This window comes from Ruminococcus sp. Marseille-P328 (genome assembly GCF_964249465.1).
Lineage (GTDB): Bacteria > Bacillota > Clostridia > Lachnospirales > Lachnospiraceae > Blautia_A > Blautia_A faecis.
This window is the reverse complement of the sequence record NZ_CAXUBQ010000007.1, coordinates 1-18670: the sequence shown is the minus strand read 5'-3', so window position 1 is coordinate 18670 and position 18670 is coordinate 1. Positions and strand designations below refer to the sequence as shown.

Annotated in this window: 23 protein-coding genes; 3 read left to right on the top strand and 20 right to left on the bottom strand. The window is 38.8% G+C overall.

What is annotated here, in order from left to right:
* Positions 1–183: a helix-turn-helix domain-containing protein gene (locus tag ACESTK_RS06555; protein WP_022250156.1), complete on the bottom strand. Its 183-nt coding sequence runs from the start codon at positions 181–183 to the stop codon at positions 1–3.
* A gap of 233 nt (positions 184–416) precedes the next feature.
* On the opposite strand from ACESTK_RS06555, the gene ACESTK_RS06550 reads away from it, so the two are divergent.
* Positions 417–941, top strand: a complete 525-nt coding sequence (locus ACESTK_RS06550; protein WP_373119220.1) for a helix-turn-helix domain-containing protein — start codon at positions 417–419, stop codon at positions 939–941.
* Between the two features lie 421 nt (positions 942–1362).
* On the opposite strand, the gene ACESTK_RS06545 is transcribed toward ACESTK_RS06550, so the two are convergent.
* From ACESTK_RS06545 to ACESTK_RS06510, 8 genes are all read right to left on the bottom strand, one after another.
* Complete coding sequence (locus ACESTK_RS06545) at positions 1363–1860, bottom strand: nucleotidyltransferase domain-containing protein (protein WP_009247521.1); 498 nt, start codon at positions 1858–1860, stop codon at positions 1363–1365.
* 84 nt (positions 1861–1944) lie between these two features.
* Positions 1945–3489, bottom strand: a complete 1545-nt coding sequence (locus tag ACESTK_RS06540; protein WP_009247522.1) for an ATP-binding cassette domain-containing protein — start codon at positions 3487–3489, stop codon at positions 1945–1947.
* Between the two features lie 453 nt (positions 3490–3942).
* Entirely contained in the window at positions 3943–4320 is a 378-nt protein-coding gene (locus ACESTK_RS06535) for a TnpV protein (RefSeq protein ID WP_009247523.1), read from the bottom strand.
* 26 nt (positions 4321–4346) lie between these two features.
* The gene (locus ACESTK_RS06530) at positions 4347–5507 is read right to left on the bottom strand and encodes a plasmid recombination protein (protein ID WP_009247524.1); all 1161 of its coding nucleotides are present in this window, start codon (positions 5505–5507) and stop codon (positions 4347–4349) included.
* Between the two features lie 334 nt (positions 5508–5841).
* Positions 5842–6996, bottom strand: coding sequence for an AAA family ATPase (locus ACESTK_RS06525; RefSeq protein ID WP_009247525.1), 1155 nt, complete (start codon positions 6994–6996; stop codon positions 5842–5844).
* Complete coding sequence (locus tag ACESTK_RS06520) at positions 6986–7321, bottom strand: hypothetical protein (RefSeq protein ID WP_009247526.1); 336 nt, start codon at positions 7319–7321, stop codon at positions 6986–6988. The genes ACESTK_RS06525 and ACESTK_RS06520 overlap by 11 nt, the downstream gene beginning before the upstream one ends.
* Positions 7311–8402, bottom strand: coding sequence for a site-specific integrase (locus ACESTK_RS06515; RefSeq protein ID WP_009247527.1), 1092 nt, complete (start codon positions 8400–8402; stop codon positions 7311–7313). The genes ACESTK_RS06520 and ACESTK_RS06515 overlap by 11 nt, the downstream gene beginning before the upstream one ends.
* Positions 8403–8591 carry a transcriptional regulator gene (locus tag ACESTK_RS06510; protein ID WP_009247528.1) on the bottom strand — a complete coding sequence of 63 codons (189 nt, stop codon included), beginning with the start codon at positions 8589–8591 and terminating at the stop codon, positions 8403–8405.
* 448 nt (positions 8592–9039) lie between these two features.
* On the opposite strand from ACESTK_RS06510, the gene ACESTK_RS06505 reads away from it, so the two are divergent.
* Entirely contained in the window at positions 9040–9570 is a 531-nt protein-coding gene (locus tag ACESTK_RS06505) for a helix-turn-helix domain-containing protein (protein ID WP_009247529.1), read from the top strand.
* Between the two features lie 471 nt (positions 9571–10041).
* On the opposite strand, the gene ACESTK_RS06500 is transcribed toward ACESTK_RS06505, so the two are convergent.
* The 10 genes from ACESTK_RS06500 to ACESTK_RS06455 all read right to left on the bottom strand — a co-directional run bounded on the left by ACESTK_RS06500 (position 10042) and on the right by ACESTK_RS06455 (position 17643).
* The gene (locus ACESTK_RS06500) at positions 10042–11013 is read right to left on the bottom strand and encodes a hypothetical protein (protein WP_373119213.1); all 972 of its coding nucleotides are present in this window, start codon (positions 11011–11013) and stop codon (positions 10042–10044) included.
* Positions 11013–11645: a hypothetical protein gene (locus ACESTK_RS06495; RefSeq protein WP_373119211.1), complete on the bottom strand. Its 633-nt coding sequence runs from the start codon at positions 11643–11645 to the stop codon at positions 11013–11015. Before ACESTK_RS06495 ends, ACESTK_RS06500 begins: the two co-directional genes overlap by 1 nt.
* Entirely contained in the window at positions 11642–12121 is a 480-nt protein-coding gene (locus ACESTK_RS06490; protein WP_373119209.1) for a hypothetical protein, read from the bottom strand. The genes ACESTK_RS06495 and ACESTK_RS06490 overlap by 4 nt, the downstream gene beginning before the upstream one ends.
* Before the next feature lie 118 nt (positions 12122–12239).
* Complete coding sequence (locus ACESTK_RS06485; RefSeq protein ID WP_373119207.1) at positions 12240–12590, bottom strand: DUF6061 family protein; 351 nt, start codon at positions 12588–12590, stop codon at positions 12240–12242.
* A gap of 21 nt (positions 12591–12611) precedes the next feature.
* On the bottom strand, positions 12612–14231 hold the full coding sequence (locus ACESTK_RS06480; protein WP_373119205.1) for a plasmid recombination protein: 1620 nt from the start codon (positions 14229–14231) through the stop codon (positions 12612–12614).
* A gap of 311 nt (positions 14232–14542) precedes the next feature.
* The gene (locus ACESTK_RS06475) at positions 14543–14776 is read right to left on the bottom strand and encodes a complexin-2 (RefSeq protein WP_373119203.1); all 234 of its coding nucleotides are present in this window, start codon (positions 14774–14776) and stop codon (positions 14543–14545) included.
* 122 nt (positions 14777–14898) lie between these two features.
* On the bottom strand, positions 14899–15879 hold the full coding sequence (locus ACESTK_RS06470) for an AAA family ATPase (RefSeq protein ID WP_373119201.1): 981 nt from the start codon (positions 15877–15879) through the stop codon (positions 14899–14901).
* A gap of 106 nt (positions 15880–15985) precedes the next feature.
* Positions 15986–16375, bottom strand: a complete 390-nt coding sequence (locus ACESTK_RS06465; RefSeq protein WP_373119199.1) for a hypothetical protein — start codon at positions 16373–16375, stop codon at positions 15986–15988.
* Complete coding sequence (locus ACESTK_RS06460; protein WP_373119197.1) at positions 16372–17433, bottom strand: tyrosine-type recombinase/integrase; 1062 nt, start codon at positions 17431–17433, stop codon at positions 16372–16374. Before ACESTK_RS06460 ends, ACESTK_RS06465 begins: the two co-directional genes overlap by 4 nt.
* 18 nt (positions 17434–17451) lie before the next feature.
* On the bottom strand, positions 17452–17643 hold the full coding sequence (locus tag ACESTK_RS06455; protein ID WP_116444116.1) for an ICEBs1 excisionase: 192 nt from the start codon (positions 17641–17643) through the stop codon (positions 17452–17454).
* Between the two features lie 165 nt (positions 17644–17808).
* Between ACESTK_RS06455 and ACESTK_RS06450 the strand changes: the two genes are divergently transcribed.
* Entirely contained in the window at positions 17809–18348 is a 540-nt protein-coding gene (locus ACESTK_RS06450) for a helix-turn-helix domain-containing protein (RefSeq protein WP_373119195.1), read from the top strand.
* A gap of 145 nt (positions 18349–18493) precedes the next feature.
* On the opposite strand, the gene ACESTK_RS06445 is transcribed toward ACESTK_RS06450, so the two are convergent.
* Positions 18494–18562 carry a putative holin-like toxin gene (locus ACESTK_RS06445; protein ID WP_373119312.1) on the bottom strand — a complete coding sequence of 23 codons (69 nt, stop codon included), beginning with the start codon at positions 18560–18562 and terminating at the stop codon, positions 18494–18496.
* Positions 18563–18670 lie beyond the last annotated feature (108 nt).

The window sequence follows — 18670 nt, the reverse complement described above, 5'->3', positions numbered from 1 at the left end:
TTACATTTCGCTGTAACATACTTTTTTGCGGAAATAATTGGTGTTTACTCTGCCAGCTACCGTAAGATAACCCAGCTTCTGTAATTCTTCATTTAGCTGTTTGACAATCTTATAAGCATAAGACTTGGAAACTCCCAGTTCCGCTGCAACTTCTTCTACGGTCATAAAAGTTCTGTTCGTCACATCGCATCTCTCCTTTCTGCCTTAACGCATTTTGTTTAGGTTGTTACATTTGCATGATACTAAACATTTTAATTTAAGTCAAGCGATTTTATGCGAATATTAAATTCTTTTGTTTAAGTTCTTCTTGCTATCCGAAATTGCTCATGCTATACTGAACCTAAACAGAATTGTTTTATTTTCTATCACAATTAATTATGGCAACACGAATGACCACTATAAGGAGGCAAACAAAAATGGCAATCGGACAACGTATCAAATATTTTCGCAACCGCAAAGGCATGACACAAAAACAACTCGGAGAACAACTGGAATTCAAAGGAAAAACCTCAGATGTCCGCATGGCTCAGTATGAATCTGAAGCCAGAGTTCCTAAGATTGATCTTGTAAAACAAATGTCTCAGATCTTTGATATCAATACTCATGCCTTAACAGTTCCAGATATTGATACTCACATAGGTCTGATGCATACACTATTTGCACTGGAAGATATGTATGGTATGAAGGTAAGAAATGTAGATGGGCAGCCTCATATCTGCCTTGACTCTTCCATATCTGCTCCCGGCTCATCTGTTGATGAAATGCTTCGTTCATGGATGGAACAGGCTGACAAATTGGAAAACGGTGAAATCAGCAAGGAAGAATATGATGAATGGAGATATAAGTACCCGGAACTGGATACTTACCAGAAACGTGCTAAGGTACCATCTCAGGAGCTGAGTGATTACCTCATAAAAGAATTGACTAAAAAAGAAAAATAAAAGAAGAGAATAGAAAAACCTTACCGATATTCAGTTTTTTACTTCTGAAAATCAGTAAGGTTTCTTTATATACGTTATGAAATAAAATTTCTATCTCTTGAATAATCACAAAATGTTGCCATTTTGTTGCCAATTACTAAGCAAATTTGTTTGCAATCCGCATAAATACTGGATTCTTATGATTGTGTGGATTATTCAAACTCTACAAAGACTAACGCTTTTTGTTTAGGAATTATTCTCTGTAATGTTTCTCGTTCTTTTGATTATTTGATATATCCATATTATCCTGCCTATACGAGCTAATGTTATCATTTTGTTATCGGCATTGATAACACCTACTCGATAACTGTGGATAATAACTATATGTAGCATGTCAAATTATAAGCTATTTTGCTTAGAGATTCAACACAAAACTGAAATTTTACTTTTCCTTATATTCATCTGGTATTGCTATTTGAAATGTTTCACACAACAGCATCACATCATGCACATCATTTTTATCGTGTTCATATCCCAAATGAAGCATTACCTGACTCAATGGTTCAATACAAGAAACAGTTATATCTCCAACTTTTCCAATACCGGAAAAAGTTTTTGATGGAAATATATCTCCCTCATAAACAATTCCGTCATCTGTAAATTCAAAACAATGTAAATCAATGATTCTTTGTTTATCATCTTTCCAGACAGTATGACCATCCGTTGTATAATCAGTATTTACTTCCTCAAATCCATGCTGCTTAATCACATAAATATAATCATGATAATGTTTCAGTTCAACAAACAAATCAATATCATTGTGTATTCTTGATTCTCTTTTAAGAAGTGCATCAACACCCCATCCGCCATCTAAATATACTTTAATTTCGTTTTGCAAAGCATATTTTATAATTTCACATGCATCTTCTGTACGTACCATAATCTATCCTCCAAATTCAAATCTTTGTATGCTTTCCAACTCACTAAAAGCCTGAAATTTGTCAGTCTTTCATCCTTTTTGTTATCAATCACCAATTAGCTGTAATCCATTAGGATTTAGCTGATATATTTTATCGCACACCTCTTCAATATACTTTCTATCGTGAGAAATGCTAATGACAGCCCCCGGAAATTCTCGGAGCATTTTTCTTATTACCGGACCGGACAATGGTGAAAAATTTCTTGTCGGTTCATCCAGAATAAGAACATTTGCACCACTTAAGCTCATCCTCAAGAGAAGCACTTTCGCCTTTTGTCCGCCTGATAACTCCCGAATCGGATGCTCCATTTCATCTGGTGTGTATTTAAGTGAACCAAGGTATGTTCTAATTCTTGTACGCTCTTCTTTATCTCCTGTTTTATCAAGGTAATCAACCGGTGTAACATCCAAATCCAGCAGGTCTTCATAAGTTTGAGGCATATATTCTGCTTTAATGTCATTCCGATTTAGGAGTTCTTCCGCTATCTTTTTTAGAAGAGTCGTTTTTCCTGCCCCGTTGGCTCCTATCATACAGATTTTTTCTGAACCTTTTATTTTTAAATGAATTCCTTCTGCTAAAATTCTTTTGCCATCCGGAGTCACAAGCTTTGAAAGTTCATATTCTATGACCGTTTTTCCTGCGGGAATGTGTGAGTTTTCATCCCCTAATTTGACAAAGATTGCTTCTTCCTGTTCCGGCATCTGAGTCATATTTTCATCTTCTTTTTCAAATCTTCGTTCCATTGCCTTAACCGTATGCATTTTGTCCTTTAAGTTTTTGGCAACAGACGGTGCTTGTCTGGTACAACTTCTTAATGCACCTTGTACACTCTGCATAACTCTTTGATATTTTTCATCGCGAATCTTTTTCTCCCTACGGTCACTCAGTGCCCGCTGTTTTTGGATTTCAAATTTATGAAGCCGTTCTTCCACATAGCGTCTATAGGGAAGCTTTGCCACGGTATATCTCGCCTTTGTTTTTCGTATAATCTGCTCGATATGTATCACCATGTTGGCAGTACGCTCTATCAGCGTTTCATCGTGTGAAATAAAAAGCACAATGTGCTTCCAGTCATTTATGATTTTTTCCAGTAATGTAAGCGTCGCAATGTCGATGTCATTGGAAGGTTCGTCCAACAACAGCACAGAAACATCGCGAATGAAAAGCCTCATAAGTTGTGTCTTGACTTTTTCGCCTCCTGAAAGACTACCCATTGTCTGGTTACTGTAGAAAAAATCATTTTTCATTCCAAATTTTCCCGCAATAACAGACAATTCTTTAGGCGTTTTCTCCCAGAATATTTCCTCTTCAGAAAAATATTCGTATATTGTTTTTTCCTTATCTTCATCGAGCATCTCCTGCGGAAGATAACCAAGACGTTCGTGTCCCATTATCCTTTCCCCATCTGCTTCTATATAGTTTTCTACAAGCGACGGATTGTATATCCACTTCATTAATGTCGATTTCCCATTTCCCTCTTCTCCAATAATAACTGCCTTATCTCCATCATTTAGCACAAGGTTGAAATCATTAAGAATTATTCTCAGGTCTTTTTTATGTGTTAAATTTAATTTTTTTATCTGCAACATTAAAGTTTCTCCTTTTCGAAGTCTGAGCCAATTATTATTTTGAACACACAAAAACGAGTCTTTTTTGCATACGCAAAAATAGACTCGCTAAATAGACCCTTATTTCTTTTCCAAAAGGAAAACAAAGGAAATGCCTCTTGCGATAATCCAACTTAAGCGTACACAAAACAAACCTATTCTCTACAGGCTCAATAACTATATGTGTCTTACTTAAATCAAATTATCTATTAATCATTTCCTCACCTTACACAAAATGTGCCTTTCTTTCTTCTAATGGCAATACTATCATACTGTATTTTTTGTGTCAATACATTTCACCTTATGGAAGTGCAAATTAAAATTTTCACTTCCTAATTATACATCCAACCATTACGAAATTCAATCTTTCACAACCTCTTTACAACCACAACCACAGCACTCCAGCAAACGCAGGAGCACCATACCGTAAAACGCTTATGTGTAAATCAACTCCGTTCCTACAACTTCCCTCACACAAGCCTGAATATTATTCATTCTTCCAATCCATTCGTAGGGATTATCTTTCTTTAATTGTTCCGTCACATCTTGTCTGTCGGCATATTCCTTTACCAGTCGAAGAAACATATCCTCTGCTTGCTTATCGACTTCTGCAAGATAACTATGCAGCTTTCCGCTTGTCAGCAGGTTCATATATAACACTTTATAGTGTTCCTTTAAATGCCTTGCATGTCGTTTCCCCCATAAACCAATCGGCTCTATTTCTTCTTCGGCTGGTACTGTGATGTTCGGCAATAAATAATCACCCACCTGTCTATAAGTTCCGCCCATTTCTTCAAAAATTGTCTTTGTCATTTTCCTTTTCCTCCTGTGATTTTTGTCTATCGTGATCGTGTATTATCACGCTTGCGACCTTTAACTGTTCTTGCCTGCTCCAACAAATCATCTATCTGTTTGCGACCAAAAACCTTACGGAGCAGGCTGTAATCTTTATTTTCTGCTTTTAGGATTTTGTTTTCTTCGGTCAATCTTTCATTGACTTTCTCCAAACGCTGATTGGTGCGGTATAACTGTGCATTCGCTGTATTCAGCCTATGATAGTTGTCCCACCCCTCAAAGCAGCGGGCAAGCACCGTTTTGACAAGTTGCTTCAATTTCCTTACAACCGGCTCTGCCATTTTGGTTTTATATGCCTTTGCAGTCATAAATTTCTCTGGTTCTGGCAACTGATATTTCGGTGCAGTATCAAGCTCTATTTCAAGATTTGACAGCTCGTCTTTTGCCTTATCATAGTTCAATACTCGTTCCGACAACACATCAAATTCAATCTGTTTCTGCTCGATTTTCGCACCTAATGCCGCCACTTCTTTTTCTCTTTCCTGCTTTTTATAATCCAAAACAGAAAGATGTTTTTCGTGTGTGCCTAAATGTTCCCACTCAATCCCATAACGTTCCATCACCGCCGCAAGCTGTTCTTTTTCGGACTGTATCCATTGCGACCACTCCGTATCGCCACGACTGCCGCCCTTAAAACCTTGCGTTGCAAGAGCCTGCTTTAGTGACACTCTTGTATCAAGTCCACGCTTGCTGCCTGTGGTAAAAGGTACAAAATCTATGTGCAGATGTGGTGTAGCTTCATCCATATGCAGATGAGCCGAGAACACCCGAAGCTGTGGATTTCGCTCCTGAAAACCCTGATAGTATTCATCTAAAATCTGCTTTGCCAGTTCTCCGTTTTCCGTATCGGCGTTCATATTTCCCTTACCGCCCACCTGTAAAATGATTTCGTGGAACGGTTTTTCCTGCTTGGAACTTCGGATTTTTTCATAATAATCTTTTATCTTTCGGTCTGACCTTATCTGCTTGGCATTGTATCTTTCCAATGCTTCATCAAACAATTCGTGATAAACTGTCTTTATATTTTCATTGCAGTAGTCGATATTGAGATGAGTACGAGTTCCGTCTACATTTTCTGCTCGGAACTTTCGGCTATTGTGATTGACCGAGCCTTTACCGACCATTGCACTTATCGTTCTCTGCATTTTTTCATCTCCCATCTGTAAATTTCAACATTCTCAGGTTTTGTTACTTTTGTCAAAAGTAACGCAAAAGCACTTTTGACGGGTACACCCATCAAAAATGCGACCTGTAAACAGGTTTTGCGTTCTCCGAAGGCTCTCCGAGGGGTGAGCGTGTGCCGGTGGCACACACGCCTGCGAACCGACCGAGCCAGCAGGCGAGACCAAAGAGCCGCCTTTGAAAAGGCACTCTCTGCACACTCCCCTAAACTTTATCCGGTGTCAAAGTGTGACGATGGTGACAATGTTTTTCACAGCGTGCTGCTCTCAAAAACATTGACACCTTTGACACCGTTTGTCACGCCGTCTGCTCGGTTTCTTTCCAAAGTGAAACCTTTCTTCCGTCGTGTGTGCGGCTGTTCTGATAACGGATACCGTAATCACGAAACAGCCTGCTTGCGTTGATACTGAGCCTTAAAGAAAGTACATTCGGCTTTATATCCACCGCAAGCCTTTCGCAAAGTTCCGAAGCAGTTCCTTCCCATCTGTCACTTTCCGAAAAGAGCGTATCCGCTATCTTCTCAAGCAGAGGTTCGGGCGGTTCTTTCCACATCTCCGTTTCCGATTTTGCAAAGTTCCACACCAATCGCTCGCTGTCCCTTACAAGATGGATTTTCATATCCTGCTGGTCTCTGCCAGCAACATCAAGTGTGGCATTGTTGGAAGTACGCTTGTCCTTACTGAGAACAAATGCACCGTCTGCCGCACCCATCAGACCATTCGTGCCTGAAATCATATCGAATATATCTTCCGATTTTTGTTTGCGTGTATGATGAACAATAAGCATTGAAACCTTGTAACTGTCTGCCAACGCTTTCAGCCTTGCCACAACATCATAATCACTTGCGTAGCTGTAATCTGCTCCGCCTGCTTCACGCACACGCTTTAAGGTGTCTATGATAATCAAGCCTGTGTCTGGGTGTTCCCTCATAAACCCTCTTATCTGTTCTTCCAGTCCGCCATTGACCGTTTTACATTCCGTTGCGAAATACAGATTGCCTGTCTCCTTTGCACCGAACATCTGAAACAATCGCTTCTGCAAACGTGGGTAATCATCTTCAAGGGCAAAATAAAGCACCGTTGCCTTACGCACCTTATACTCCCAAAGCGGTGTGCCTGTGCTGATATGATAGGCAAGCTGTGCCATCATAAAGCTCTTTCCCACTTTCGGGGAACCTACGAAAAGGTAAGTTCCCCTTTGGAGCAGACCGTCGATAAGTGGTGTCTGAACCTCAAACACCGTATCATACAGCGTTGTCATTGATACTGTTTTCAGATAGGAAGGGTCTAACTGTCTGAGTATTTCCCTTTGCATTTCTTCAAAAGATTGCTCGTACCCCTTGAAATCCGTATCCTGATTGACTATACTATTGTCAGTACATTTGGAAAGTGACTGTTCCGCATCTGTTGCCGCAGATACATTTGGAATAGTCATTTCTTTTTTATTCTCCATTCGCATCCTCTCCTTTCAAACCGCCGAGAATAATGGAAATCAGTTCTATTACACTCAGCAGTTCATCATCCACACCTTTTCCTGCTTCAATCCTTTTCAGTTCCGCAAGGACTGTGGCAAATTCCGTTTTCAACGCCTTATACACTCTCGGATTGCCCTGTACCACCACATCCTGATTTAAGCAACGGCGGTAACAATACTCCTGTTTTGGCAATCCTGATAGAGCTACAGCTCTGTTAATGAGTTCGTTTTCTTCGGGCGATACTCGAAACCCTACTGTGATATTCCTCCAACGATTTTTGTTATCTCTGTTCTTAGCTGACATTTTCAAAATCTCCTTTCCCTAAATCATCTAATTTTTCTGCCATCTCAATCTGCTTTGACGGAAAGAGGTGTGCGTACTGATAAGTAATATCAATACTTTCGTGACCAACTCGGTCAGCAATCGCCACCGCAGAAAAGCCCATATCAATCAAGAGTGAAATGTGGCTGTGACGGAGATCGTGAATGCGGATACGCTTCACGCCTGCCGCCTTTGCCCCTCTGTCCATCTCGTGATGAAGATAGCTTTTCGTCACCGTAAAGATACGGTCTTTCTTCTTCAATCCGTAAAGCATACCGAGATATTCTTTCATTTCCTCACACAGAAACTTCGGCATTTTAATCGTGCGGTTGCTCTTTTTCGTTTTCGGAGAAGTAATCACATCCTGCCCTTTCAAACGCTGATAGGATTTATTGATTGTGACTGTTTCCTTATCAAAGTTGAAATCTGCCGGAGTCAAAGCTAACAGCTCGCCCTCTCGGATACCGCACCAGTAAAGCATTTCAAACGCATAAAAGGAAACAGGCTTGTCCATCATCTCAAAAGAGAATTTCTTGTATTCTTCCTTTGTCCAGAACAGCATTTCCTTGTGTTCCTCACGTCCCATATTTCCCACCTTTGCCGCAGGATTGGAACGCAGTTCATAGTAGCGGACAGCGTGATTGAAAATGGCGGACAACTGATTGTGCAGCGTTTTCAGATACGTCTGTGAATAAGGCTTTTTCTTCTCATCACGATAGGCAAGCATTTCATTCTGCCAAGTAATAATCTCCTTTGTGGAAATCTCGCTGATTTTCAGTTTCCCGAAATACGGAAGTATCTTTGTGCGTATGATATGCTCTTTGGTAAGCCACGTGTTTTCCTTCAAACGGTTCTTCACATCATTGATATAAAGCTCCGTAAAGGCTTCAAAACTCATATCAAGGTCTGAAGAAGTCTGCAATTTGAACATTCTTTCCCATTCCTGTGCTTCTCGTTTGGTAGCAAAGCCACGCTTGCATTTCTGCTTGCGTTCCCCTTTCCAGTTCACATACCTTGCCATCACATACCAAGTACCGTTATCTTCATTCTTAAATACCGGCATTTACATTTCCCCCTTTCCTGCTCCGTAGAGCCTTTCGTAAAAATACTGGCGATTTACACGCCCTGCAATCGTAATAAAGCCCTTTGCTTTCAATTCCTCATTTAATTGTCTGATGAGTTTATATGCATAAGGTTTTGATACGTTTAGTTCCTGAGCCACATCTTCGGCTCGGATAAATCTGTTTTCCATATCCTTTTTCTTCCTTTCTTAAAATAATTTTTTGCTTGCCGCTTTCTCCGTGTTAAAGTTCCAACAGGCACTCCTGCTTGTCGGCAGGCGCTGTGCTGTCCCAATGCACCGCAGTACATCAGGCGCTCGCTCGTATAGGGGTTCCCGAAAAGTCGGAGACTTTTGGGGAAGAGGAGGAGCAGTGCAGCGAATGAGCTTTTGTGCTTGCACACAAGCGAACGATACGGAACTTGCTCCGACGAGGTCTTGGCGGTTTGGCTTTTCGGACGGTCATTCAGTTGTCGCATTAAGCATATTTGTTTAATTCGTAATTTATTTTACTAAACATATTTGCTATTGTCAAGTGGTTGCAAAGAAAATATTAAACATTTTTGTTTCGGTTTTTCTTGACTTCCACTAAACATTTCTGCTATACTTATTTCACTAAATATAAAAGGAGCGTATCATTATGGCTATCAGCGAAAGAATACATTTTTTCAGACTAATGCGTGGTATGACACAAAAGTATCTCGGTACAGCAATCGGTTTTCCAGAAAAGAGTGCTGATGTGCGTTTGGCACAGTACGAAACTGGTACACGCAAACCGAAAGCAGACCTTACAAATGCATTGGCACAGGTGCTTGATGTTTCTCCACAGGCTCTTGATGTTCCTGACATAGACAGCTATATCGGTCTTATGCACACTCTGTTTACCCTTGAAGATATTTACGGTCTTACTGTCAGTGAAGCAGACGGAGAGGTATGCTTAAAGGTCAACAAGGACAAAGGCAGAGAAGCATATGAACTCCTCAAAATGCTGTATGCTTGGAAAGAACAGGCAGACAAGCTATCTTCCGAAGAAATCAACAGAGAAGAATACGATAACTGGCGTTACCATTATCCAGAGTTCGACACCACACAGCGTTGGGCAAAAGTTCCATCACAGGAATTAAGTGACGCTCTCGTGGAAGCATTCAAAGACCACTTGAAAGATAAATAAGCACCTACAGGACCTGCCACTGGCAGCTCCCTACAGATGCTTTGGCAACGACAAAAAAGCCCTTAACTATGGTTATTAACCACAGCTAAGGGCTTAGTTTATAATATGGAATTTGTTCAGAGCCAAGCTCCGAACTTTAGTCTGCAAGCCACCTGTTAATTGTTCCGTTACCCATAAACCACTGGATAACAAGAATAATGGCACTTGCTATGACTGTTATCAATTTGTTATCAAAAGACTAATCGAAATCGCTGAAACCCGCATAAACACTGGCTTTTTTAAGCAACTCGATTTATTCAAACTCTTGGGCGGAGAGATTTACCTGGTTGTTTTTTGATACACATTTGTGCATTTTATTCTTCATAGTCTTCTTATTTTGCAATTTTGTGTACCTCGTCTAAATTTTTTAGAGCCAAAATGGAGCCATCACGACTACTACTTATCATAATACATTCATAGTTTTGCATATACTCAAGGTTCTCCTAAAATACCATCCTGTAAATCCATTTTAAACTTAAGTTGTTCTGGCTTGGCAATCAAATCATCTATTCGTGCTTTAACTTTTTTATTTAAATCATCTGCTACCATTTCCAAAAAAGAAACACATTTTCCCTGCCCCCACAGATTTAAATCTATATCGCTCTGATATTTCTGTAGCAAAATCGGGACTATTTCCATATACAATGACAAAATACAAGTTGCTATCATCTCATGTCGAGGAACCTGAACAAGTTCTCCAAGATATTTATCTTCATCAAATCCTATTGTATTTCTATTATTTAGAGATATTTCCATATTCATATGATTTCTATAAGATAACGCTATTGTAATCTGATTTAAGTTTCTACTTTCAATTAAAAATGATAACGCACTAATAATATTCATAACAGATTCACCAGACATAGATACTTTCGCCAGCAAATCCTCCGTATCACCTTTAAATCCTTTTATTGAATCAATAATCAAATCACTTAATTCTTCATTTTCACTTGATATGGTATTCTCTTTACCATATACTTTGCTAATAAGCCACACAAATAAATCTCCAGATAACTCTAAGGTATTACTTAGAATTTCTCCTTTTCCAGAATAAAACAACATCTTCCGAAGTAAAGTCTGTGCATATGTATTTTTACTTATAATATAACGTACTTTTCCCGCACTGAAATAAGGAATAACAAAACCACGTTTAGTATAGGTTCCATCATCCGATATTTCTTCTCCCCCTGGAATTTGATCTACTGAAAATGTATAATAATTATATGTTATCTCTCTGCCATAAAAAACATCTTTCTTATCCTTGTCGAATACTTTCTGTATTTCCCAATTAATATATTTAGTTCCACTCTCTGGCACCTCATTTGGATGCGGCGAATCTAACAATTTTTCTATATCTTCAAGATTTGTTGTTTTTTCATCTACCCATCTTGTAACTGTTATCATCAGTTTATACCTCCTACATTTTGAATCATAATTCCATTAGTTTCAAATTCTAGTCCAATTTTCTTCTTAACTGTTGGCTCAAGAACTATAGACGCATCAGTTGCCTCATTCCGTATAAAAGATAACTTCATTCGTGTTTCTGTATGCACTTTCTTCTTATTATCATGTTCTGGCAATAACGTAGAAACATTCCATTTTATTTGATAAGCTTCTTGTGTAATATTACTATTAGCATCCAATTGTGCAGAAAACCACTGTGGTATATCTAAACATACTTCTGTTCCTAAAAGCTTTTTATAATCACCATTAAGTATAATATGACACCACACACTTGCCACACCCATTGAATTTTCACTCATCTGTATACTAGGTCTAGTATGGCTATCTTCATGCCGTTCATCTGTATAAAAAGTACACGTTATAGTAGCATTAGCTTTCGCAATAAAATATTCCGCAAGTTCAGCAATTGCTTCCAAAATTGCCATATACAATGCTAATCCTGCTTCAAATCTGTAATCTTCTGGAATAAATATAACATAATCACACAAATTCCATTTATTTAACATAAACATTGCTATGAACGGAAGAACTATTGCTTTAATAAGAATTTTAATAATTGAGGAAGGTCTCAAGCTATCACCCTCCTAACAACATTACAAATTTCTGTTGCCACGAGATCATATGCATTCTCTGTAACATCAAAAATCCCATTTACTTGCAGACTAAGCAAAAATCCATTTCCCTGCTTGCTTTTGATACTTACTTTTTTGATATCAATTGAATCATATTTACTCAAAAAGGAAAGTTTATCCTTAAGTATTTCCCAATAAGCACCATTATCTTTCATTTGTCCTATAATCTTTTTAATTTCTTGATTTAATTCTTCATCCTCTACCAAAAATTCAATTTCAGTTACAATTGAATTATACTTTAATAAAAATTCTTCTATAAGAGCTATCATAACAGAGGATGTAAAAATACTTTGCTGATATCCGTTTTTTGAAGCATTCTGAACTACATAATAGTAGTTTTGTTGAGGATCATATAAAAAACATTCAATATCTCTTGTCTGAATGTTTTGAAATACCTTTCCACATATATTACGCATTTCTTCACCTTCTTAATGTTATATTTTTAAGTCTGTTATATTATACACTTTTCCTTTTTAATTCTATCATATAATCAAAAACTTTACTACATCTTATAATATATCATAATAAGATTTTTTAACTCTCATACCTAAAAAACTCCCTAGCCATCATCTCCGCCGTAGCCCGATTGTACCCTTTCTTCAAATACCCCTGCACAATCGTTCCAAACATTCCTTTAACCATATCATCCTCGATAGCACAATATGCCTGCATCTCCCCGGATAGTGCCATCGCCACATATTCTATCGGCTTTTCATCCAATAATTTATGTAACTTTGCCAGTGACTGCTCTGTTGTCCTCAGAGCAGCCTCCACTTCTTCGCACTTTATCCGCAACATATTTCCATCTGTAAACCACACCTCAACATAGCCGTTATCCATGTTATGAGCACATTCTACGATATTATCCATTCGATTATCTTTCATCTCATCAATCCATCCTTCCCATTATCTTGTCCCATAAGACTTGTCATATCGCCTTATCTGCTGTTCTGTACGCTCCTGTTCCTTTACCTTACGAATAATCGTATCAATCTGCTCTGCACCGGCATATCTCTTCACACGCTCCAGATCATCAGCCTTTTCCTGCAACAGCTCTGTCCTATCACTCATATTCTTAATCTTGCCCTTGTAAAACTCCACATCATCTGACAATCTCTTCTTTTCCTTTCGAAGCTGTATTACTTCCTCTTTCAGCCTTACACATTGGATTGTCAGATTCTTTATCAATGACTTCAGCTTATTCACAAATGGTATAACCACCTTATCCCGAAATGACTTAGCACTTGCAAATGCTCCCGGCTCCGGCAACTGCCACTCCGGTGCTTCATCATACTTCCTTACATCACGCTGTAATAACTGCTCCGACTGCATCATCTGCTCTATATTGTGCTTAAGCTCATTCTGTTGTCTTTCAAGTAGAACATTATTCTGTTGCAAATCATTGTATTTCTGTCTTAATGCCTGATTATCCAATTGCAACGCATCATTCCTTTGCTCCAGAGTGTGATTGTCAGCAGATAACTGATCATTCACATTCTCCAATTTACTATTCGTATATTGTAAATCTTCATGCCTTTGTTCCAGTTCTTCATTATCGGTCTGCAACTGTAGCCGCTTTTGCTTCAAATCATGATTATCCATACGAAGTCTATCTTTGCGACTCTCAAGCCTTGCATTTTCCATCCTCAAATCTTGATTACTTGCAAGCAATACTTCCTTCTCCTGTTGTGCTATAGTTCTCTCTTCATTTGCCTTCTGTGTAGCTTCCTCAGCCAGTTCCTTTTCTATAGTAACATTTTGCAATTCCTGTTTCTTTGCAGAAACCGCTTCCCCAAGTTGTAAAACCACCGAAGATATTTCCTGTTTTTGGCTATCCAGCTCAGCTACTTCTTTTGCTCGCTCTTTCTTTTCAAATTCAAACACCGACAAATGCTTCTCATGTGTTCCCTTTTTCAGCCATTCCACACCATATCGCTCCATGACTGTAGCAAGTTCCTGCTTCTCTGATGCAATCCACTGATTTAATTCGGTAGCACCTCTAGTGCCACCGGTGAAGCCTTCTGCCGCTAGTGCAGATTTTAATGATACCCTTGTATCAAGTCCTCGCTTACTTCCTGTAATATATGGTACAAAATCAATATGCAGATGCGGTGTTTCTTCATCCATATGCAAATGTGCCGAGAATACATACAAGTTCGGATTTCTAGCTTGGAACTCATCCATAAATTCCGTTAAAATCCTTTTTGCCAACAATCCATCTTCACTTTTGGCATTCATATCATCTTTATTTCCGATTTGAAATATCACTTCATGAAATAACTTTTCCTGCTTACCCCTCCTGATTTTTTCATAGTAATTATCAATCATGCGATCTTTCCGTTTCTGTTTTGCATTATATCGTTCCCGTGCTTCATCAAACAATTTATGATAAACCTGCTTAATATCTTCCTGGCAAAATTCCACATTATCAGCACTTCTGTTTTTATCTACATTCTTAGCTGTAAATGCTCTGGTATTATGGTTCACAGAACCTTTTCCGATCATTGCACTTATCGTTCTCTCCATAGGCAATCTTCCCCTTTCTTTTATCTGTCATACTCGCACCGGATATCGGCATAGAGCGAGGTTCCCTCGCTCTGGCTTTGTTACTTTCGTCGAAAGTAACGCAAAAGCACTTTTGACAGCTACGCCATCAAAAATGCAGACCTGAAAAGAATAGCAAGCTATTCTTAATCAGGTTTTGCGCCCTGCCGGGAGCTTTTCTGCCTGCGGCAGTCAATGTCGCAAGCCTCCACGATTTCAATCATATCATCACATTTTCCTTATCCATCCTAACGGAAGCGTGACACGCAGCCGTTATATACGTTTAAGAAAAACTACCATCGAAAACTCTCCGGCACACCACGTCTATCCAGGTATTCCTTTCGTGCCTTTTCTTTTTCTTCTTCTGTTGGTGCGGTCTTATATTTTGTATATAATTCTCTCATCACCATTGCATCCAGTTTCTTTTCTAAGCCCTGCTTTATCTGCGGTAACATTTCCTCCTGCTCCAACATAAAATATCTCATTATCACAACGAAAAGTTCTTCTGAAATCTGTACATTTTTCATATCAATCCACCATTACTTTCCAATTCATTCAAGACCGCAACACTGCAAAGTCTATACAATTTGCAACCTTGCAAAATCTATCTCCGCAATTTCTATATAGACTGCAATGTTGCGTTCTTGCCTTATCCCTGCTTTACTGCATCCAGTTCCCAATGCCATGAATTATTGATTTTCTTTGCCCGGATGCCCAATTCTTTCTTGGCATTTTCCAATGTTCTCTTTGAAATGCCCTGTTCATCAGCCATTTCAAATATTTCATTACTCTGCACCATATTGGTTGTTTCTGCCAATTCACGAATCATTTGCTTTGCCTGCTCCAGCTTATTTGCCTTTGGTGCAATTCCACCAAGCACTTCATCCGCTGTAATTTCATAATCTCCTAACCAGTGAAATCCTGACTCCGATAACATAAATGCTTTTGGATGTCCAAATGCAGCGAGATTATTCTTTATCTGAACAACAGCTCTCATATTAGGTTCTCCTTCTATTCTGCCGACCAGAAGCACGCTCCTGGCTACTGCGAAGAAATCAATAGACCCCATACCTCTATATGCGGCTTTATTTCCTGATGCCTTATTCATATGACCGATAAGAAGAATTGCACATTGGTATTTCTCTGCTAATGCTCCAAGTTTCTTTGTCATATCTCTTGCCTCATTTGCCCGGTTCATATCCATTCCACCACCGAGATAAGCCTGTATCGGATCAAGTATCAATACTTTTGCCCCAGTCTTAACAAGTGCCTCTTCAAGCCTTTCATCTGCCATAGACAGGGATTTATCACTTTCATCAATAACAAGTATCTTTTCACAATCCGCTCCGGCAAGCTCAAGTCTTGGCTTTACTGTATCTGCCAGTCCATCCTCTGCTGTCTGATAAATGACATTTACCGGCTCCTGCACATCCATATCACTGTCGAGACATTCTCCCTTTGACAGCTTTGCTGCTATGTTTAACACCAATGTGGTCTTTCCATCACCCGGATCTCCCTGAATAATTGTCAGCTTCCCATATGGTATAAACGGATACCACAGCCATTTCACTTCCTGTGACTCAACCTCCGACATCCGTATTATCTTTAATTCTGTCTTCTGTTCCTCCATAAAGTCCTCCATTTTCCAATCTTTTATTTGCTCCTAAGAAGAACCTCTGCTATACTCTAGTTGTATTTACAGGTGTAACAGAGGTTTTCTTTTGTTACCGCAAGTCCTAACAGTTGCCGCTGTCAGGACTTTTTTCTTTATCAATCTGTACTCCCTGCCAGAGATACTTGGCACCATCCAGCATTGCAATAATCGCCTGTAACATATCCATACAGTCATTTCGCATATCTTCCAATCCATCAGCAGTAAGTGTTATCTCTTGCTGTTCCAGTTGTTTTACCAGTTCTGAGAGATTTGTCTGCATATTCCGCAATTCCTCTACAAGCTGGTAAATGACCTCTTTCTTTCCTACAACACATATTCTACTATAAATGCAGGAACGTACAAAATAATCTTTCTTCTGCATACCGCTTGCAAGTATCTTGGCTTCAATCATTTCCCGCTCTCTGTCCGATACACGAAAGCTGATTGTTGGATGTTTGTGTACTCCGCTCATAGATTGTCCTCCTCATTCTCCAGTTCTAGCCTGTCTGCCAGTTCTGCCTGCTTATTCGGATATAAATGTGAATAAGTATTTAATGTTGTTTCTATCTTTTCATGTCCCAACCGCTCCGCTATTGCCAATGGCTGAAATCCAAGCTCCACCAGAAGTGATGCGTGGCTGTGGCGCAAATCATGAATACGGATTCTCTTAACTCCTGTTTCCTTTATGCCTCGTACAATCTCATGCTCCATATAAGATTTTGTAAATCGGAACATTCTTTCATTTGGCATAATTCCATATAAATGACTGCAATATTCTTTTAGCTCTTCTGCCAAAAATGGTGGAATAATAATCTTACGATTGCTCTTTGGTGTCTTAGGCGGTGTAATTATATCTTTTCCATCCAATCTCTGATATGATTTAGAAATGCTTATAATTCGTTTTTCCAAATCAATATCTTCATAGGTAAGTGCCAGTAATTCACCTATACGCATTCCTGTCCAATACAGAAGCATAAATGCCATTCTCGCCTCCGGTTTCTTGTCCATAGACGGAAGAAACTGCTTAAACTCCTGTTTTGTCCAAAACTCCATATCATCAGCCTTGCTTTTTCCGATACTTCCTGCTTTCCTGCAGGGATTATCTTTCAAGTCATAATATCTGACCGCATAATTGAATAGTGCTGCCAACTGGTTATTAATACTTTTAAGATAAGTCGGTGCGTACCCCTGCTTAATCAATTCATTCTGCCAAGCCCTGATATCTGAAGTCTTAATCTCACACATCTTTTTCTTTTTGAAATATGGTGTAACTTTCAAATCAAACACATATCTTTTATTCTTGATTGTGCTTTCTCTAAGCCGGTTCTCCACATCAGCGAAATAGCTTTCAACAAAATTCTCAAAGTTAATATCCAAATCTTTTCTCTGCTGTTGCCGGAAGTTACGCTCCCACTCCTCTGCTTCTGCCTTTGTCTTAAAGCCTCTTTTGTTCTTTTTATGGCGTACACCCTGCCAGTCCTCATAATAGAACTGGCAGCGCCATGTTTTACCATCTCGTGTAGCTGGCATATCATCATCTCCTCTCCATTAACCAACTGCCATACCATAAAACTTTTCTTCAAAATACTTTGTAGGTACCTTGCCTGAAATCACTCGATAGCCTTTTTCTTTCAATTCATTATTAAGACCACGAATGATTTTGTAAGCATATCCTCTTGATACTCCAAGAATCTGTGCTGCTTCATCTGCTGTTACATACATCTTCATCGTATTCTCCATATTGTGTTCTCCTTCCCGTTTTCATTTCGGTACACTTTTGTGACCTTATTTATCCGTATTATATAGTACACATTTGTGTCTGTCAAGTAATTAAATCAACTTTATATACACAAATGTGTCCCATTGTGATAGAATAGGGGTAACAAATCATAAAGGAGCATTTTTATGACTACTGGAGAAAAGATTAAATATTTTCGTAATATGCGTGGAATATCGCAAGATACGCTTGGTCAGCTATCCGGCATAAACTCCGCAACCATAAAGAAATATGAATACGGAATCCGAAATCCAAAGCCTGACCAGCTTTTAAAGATTGCCAATGCATTAGGCATCAGTATTAACATTTTCATGGATTTTGATATAGAAACAGTTTCTGATGTATTATCATTGCTGTTTAAATTAGACGATCAGATTGATATGAAATTTGAAGCAGATAAGGACGATGAGGGCAATTTCAAGCCATCAACTGTAAAGCTGTCATTTAAGAACAACCTCATCAACAAGAAACTTTGTACCTATATGAAAGCTTTGGAAATTCGTGAAAATATGATAAATGCGAAAGATGATTATTCTGAAGAAGAATATAACGCCAGTTTACAGCGTATTAATGAGAACATTGAAGAAATCAAGCAGCATCTGCTTGATGACAACATGGTTGTGTCGAAAGGAACTGACAAGCTTACTGTAAAAATTTTTCCAAATTAGCGAAACCTCATGAATTATCAGACATAAAATGATAATATCTAATTAAACAGAAAGCACCCACTCCAAAGGTGGATGCTCCGAGTTTAGGTTAATGAATGTCCTTAAGGACACCGCCTATCCTGTGGATCAGACAGGATAGGCATTTTTATTTTCGCTTGTTTCTCTTATCGAGAAAGGCAAGCAACGCTACAATCAAGCTACCAAAGGACATCAACAATGCTAATATCCCAATGAAAATCGAAATGATCGAGACCGTTTCAAGTTTTGTGTAAACGTTAAAAACTGATATAAGATTTGTGAATAGTTACAAATGGGCAGAGCT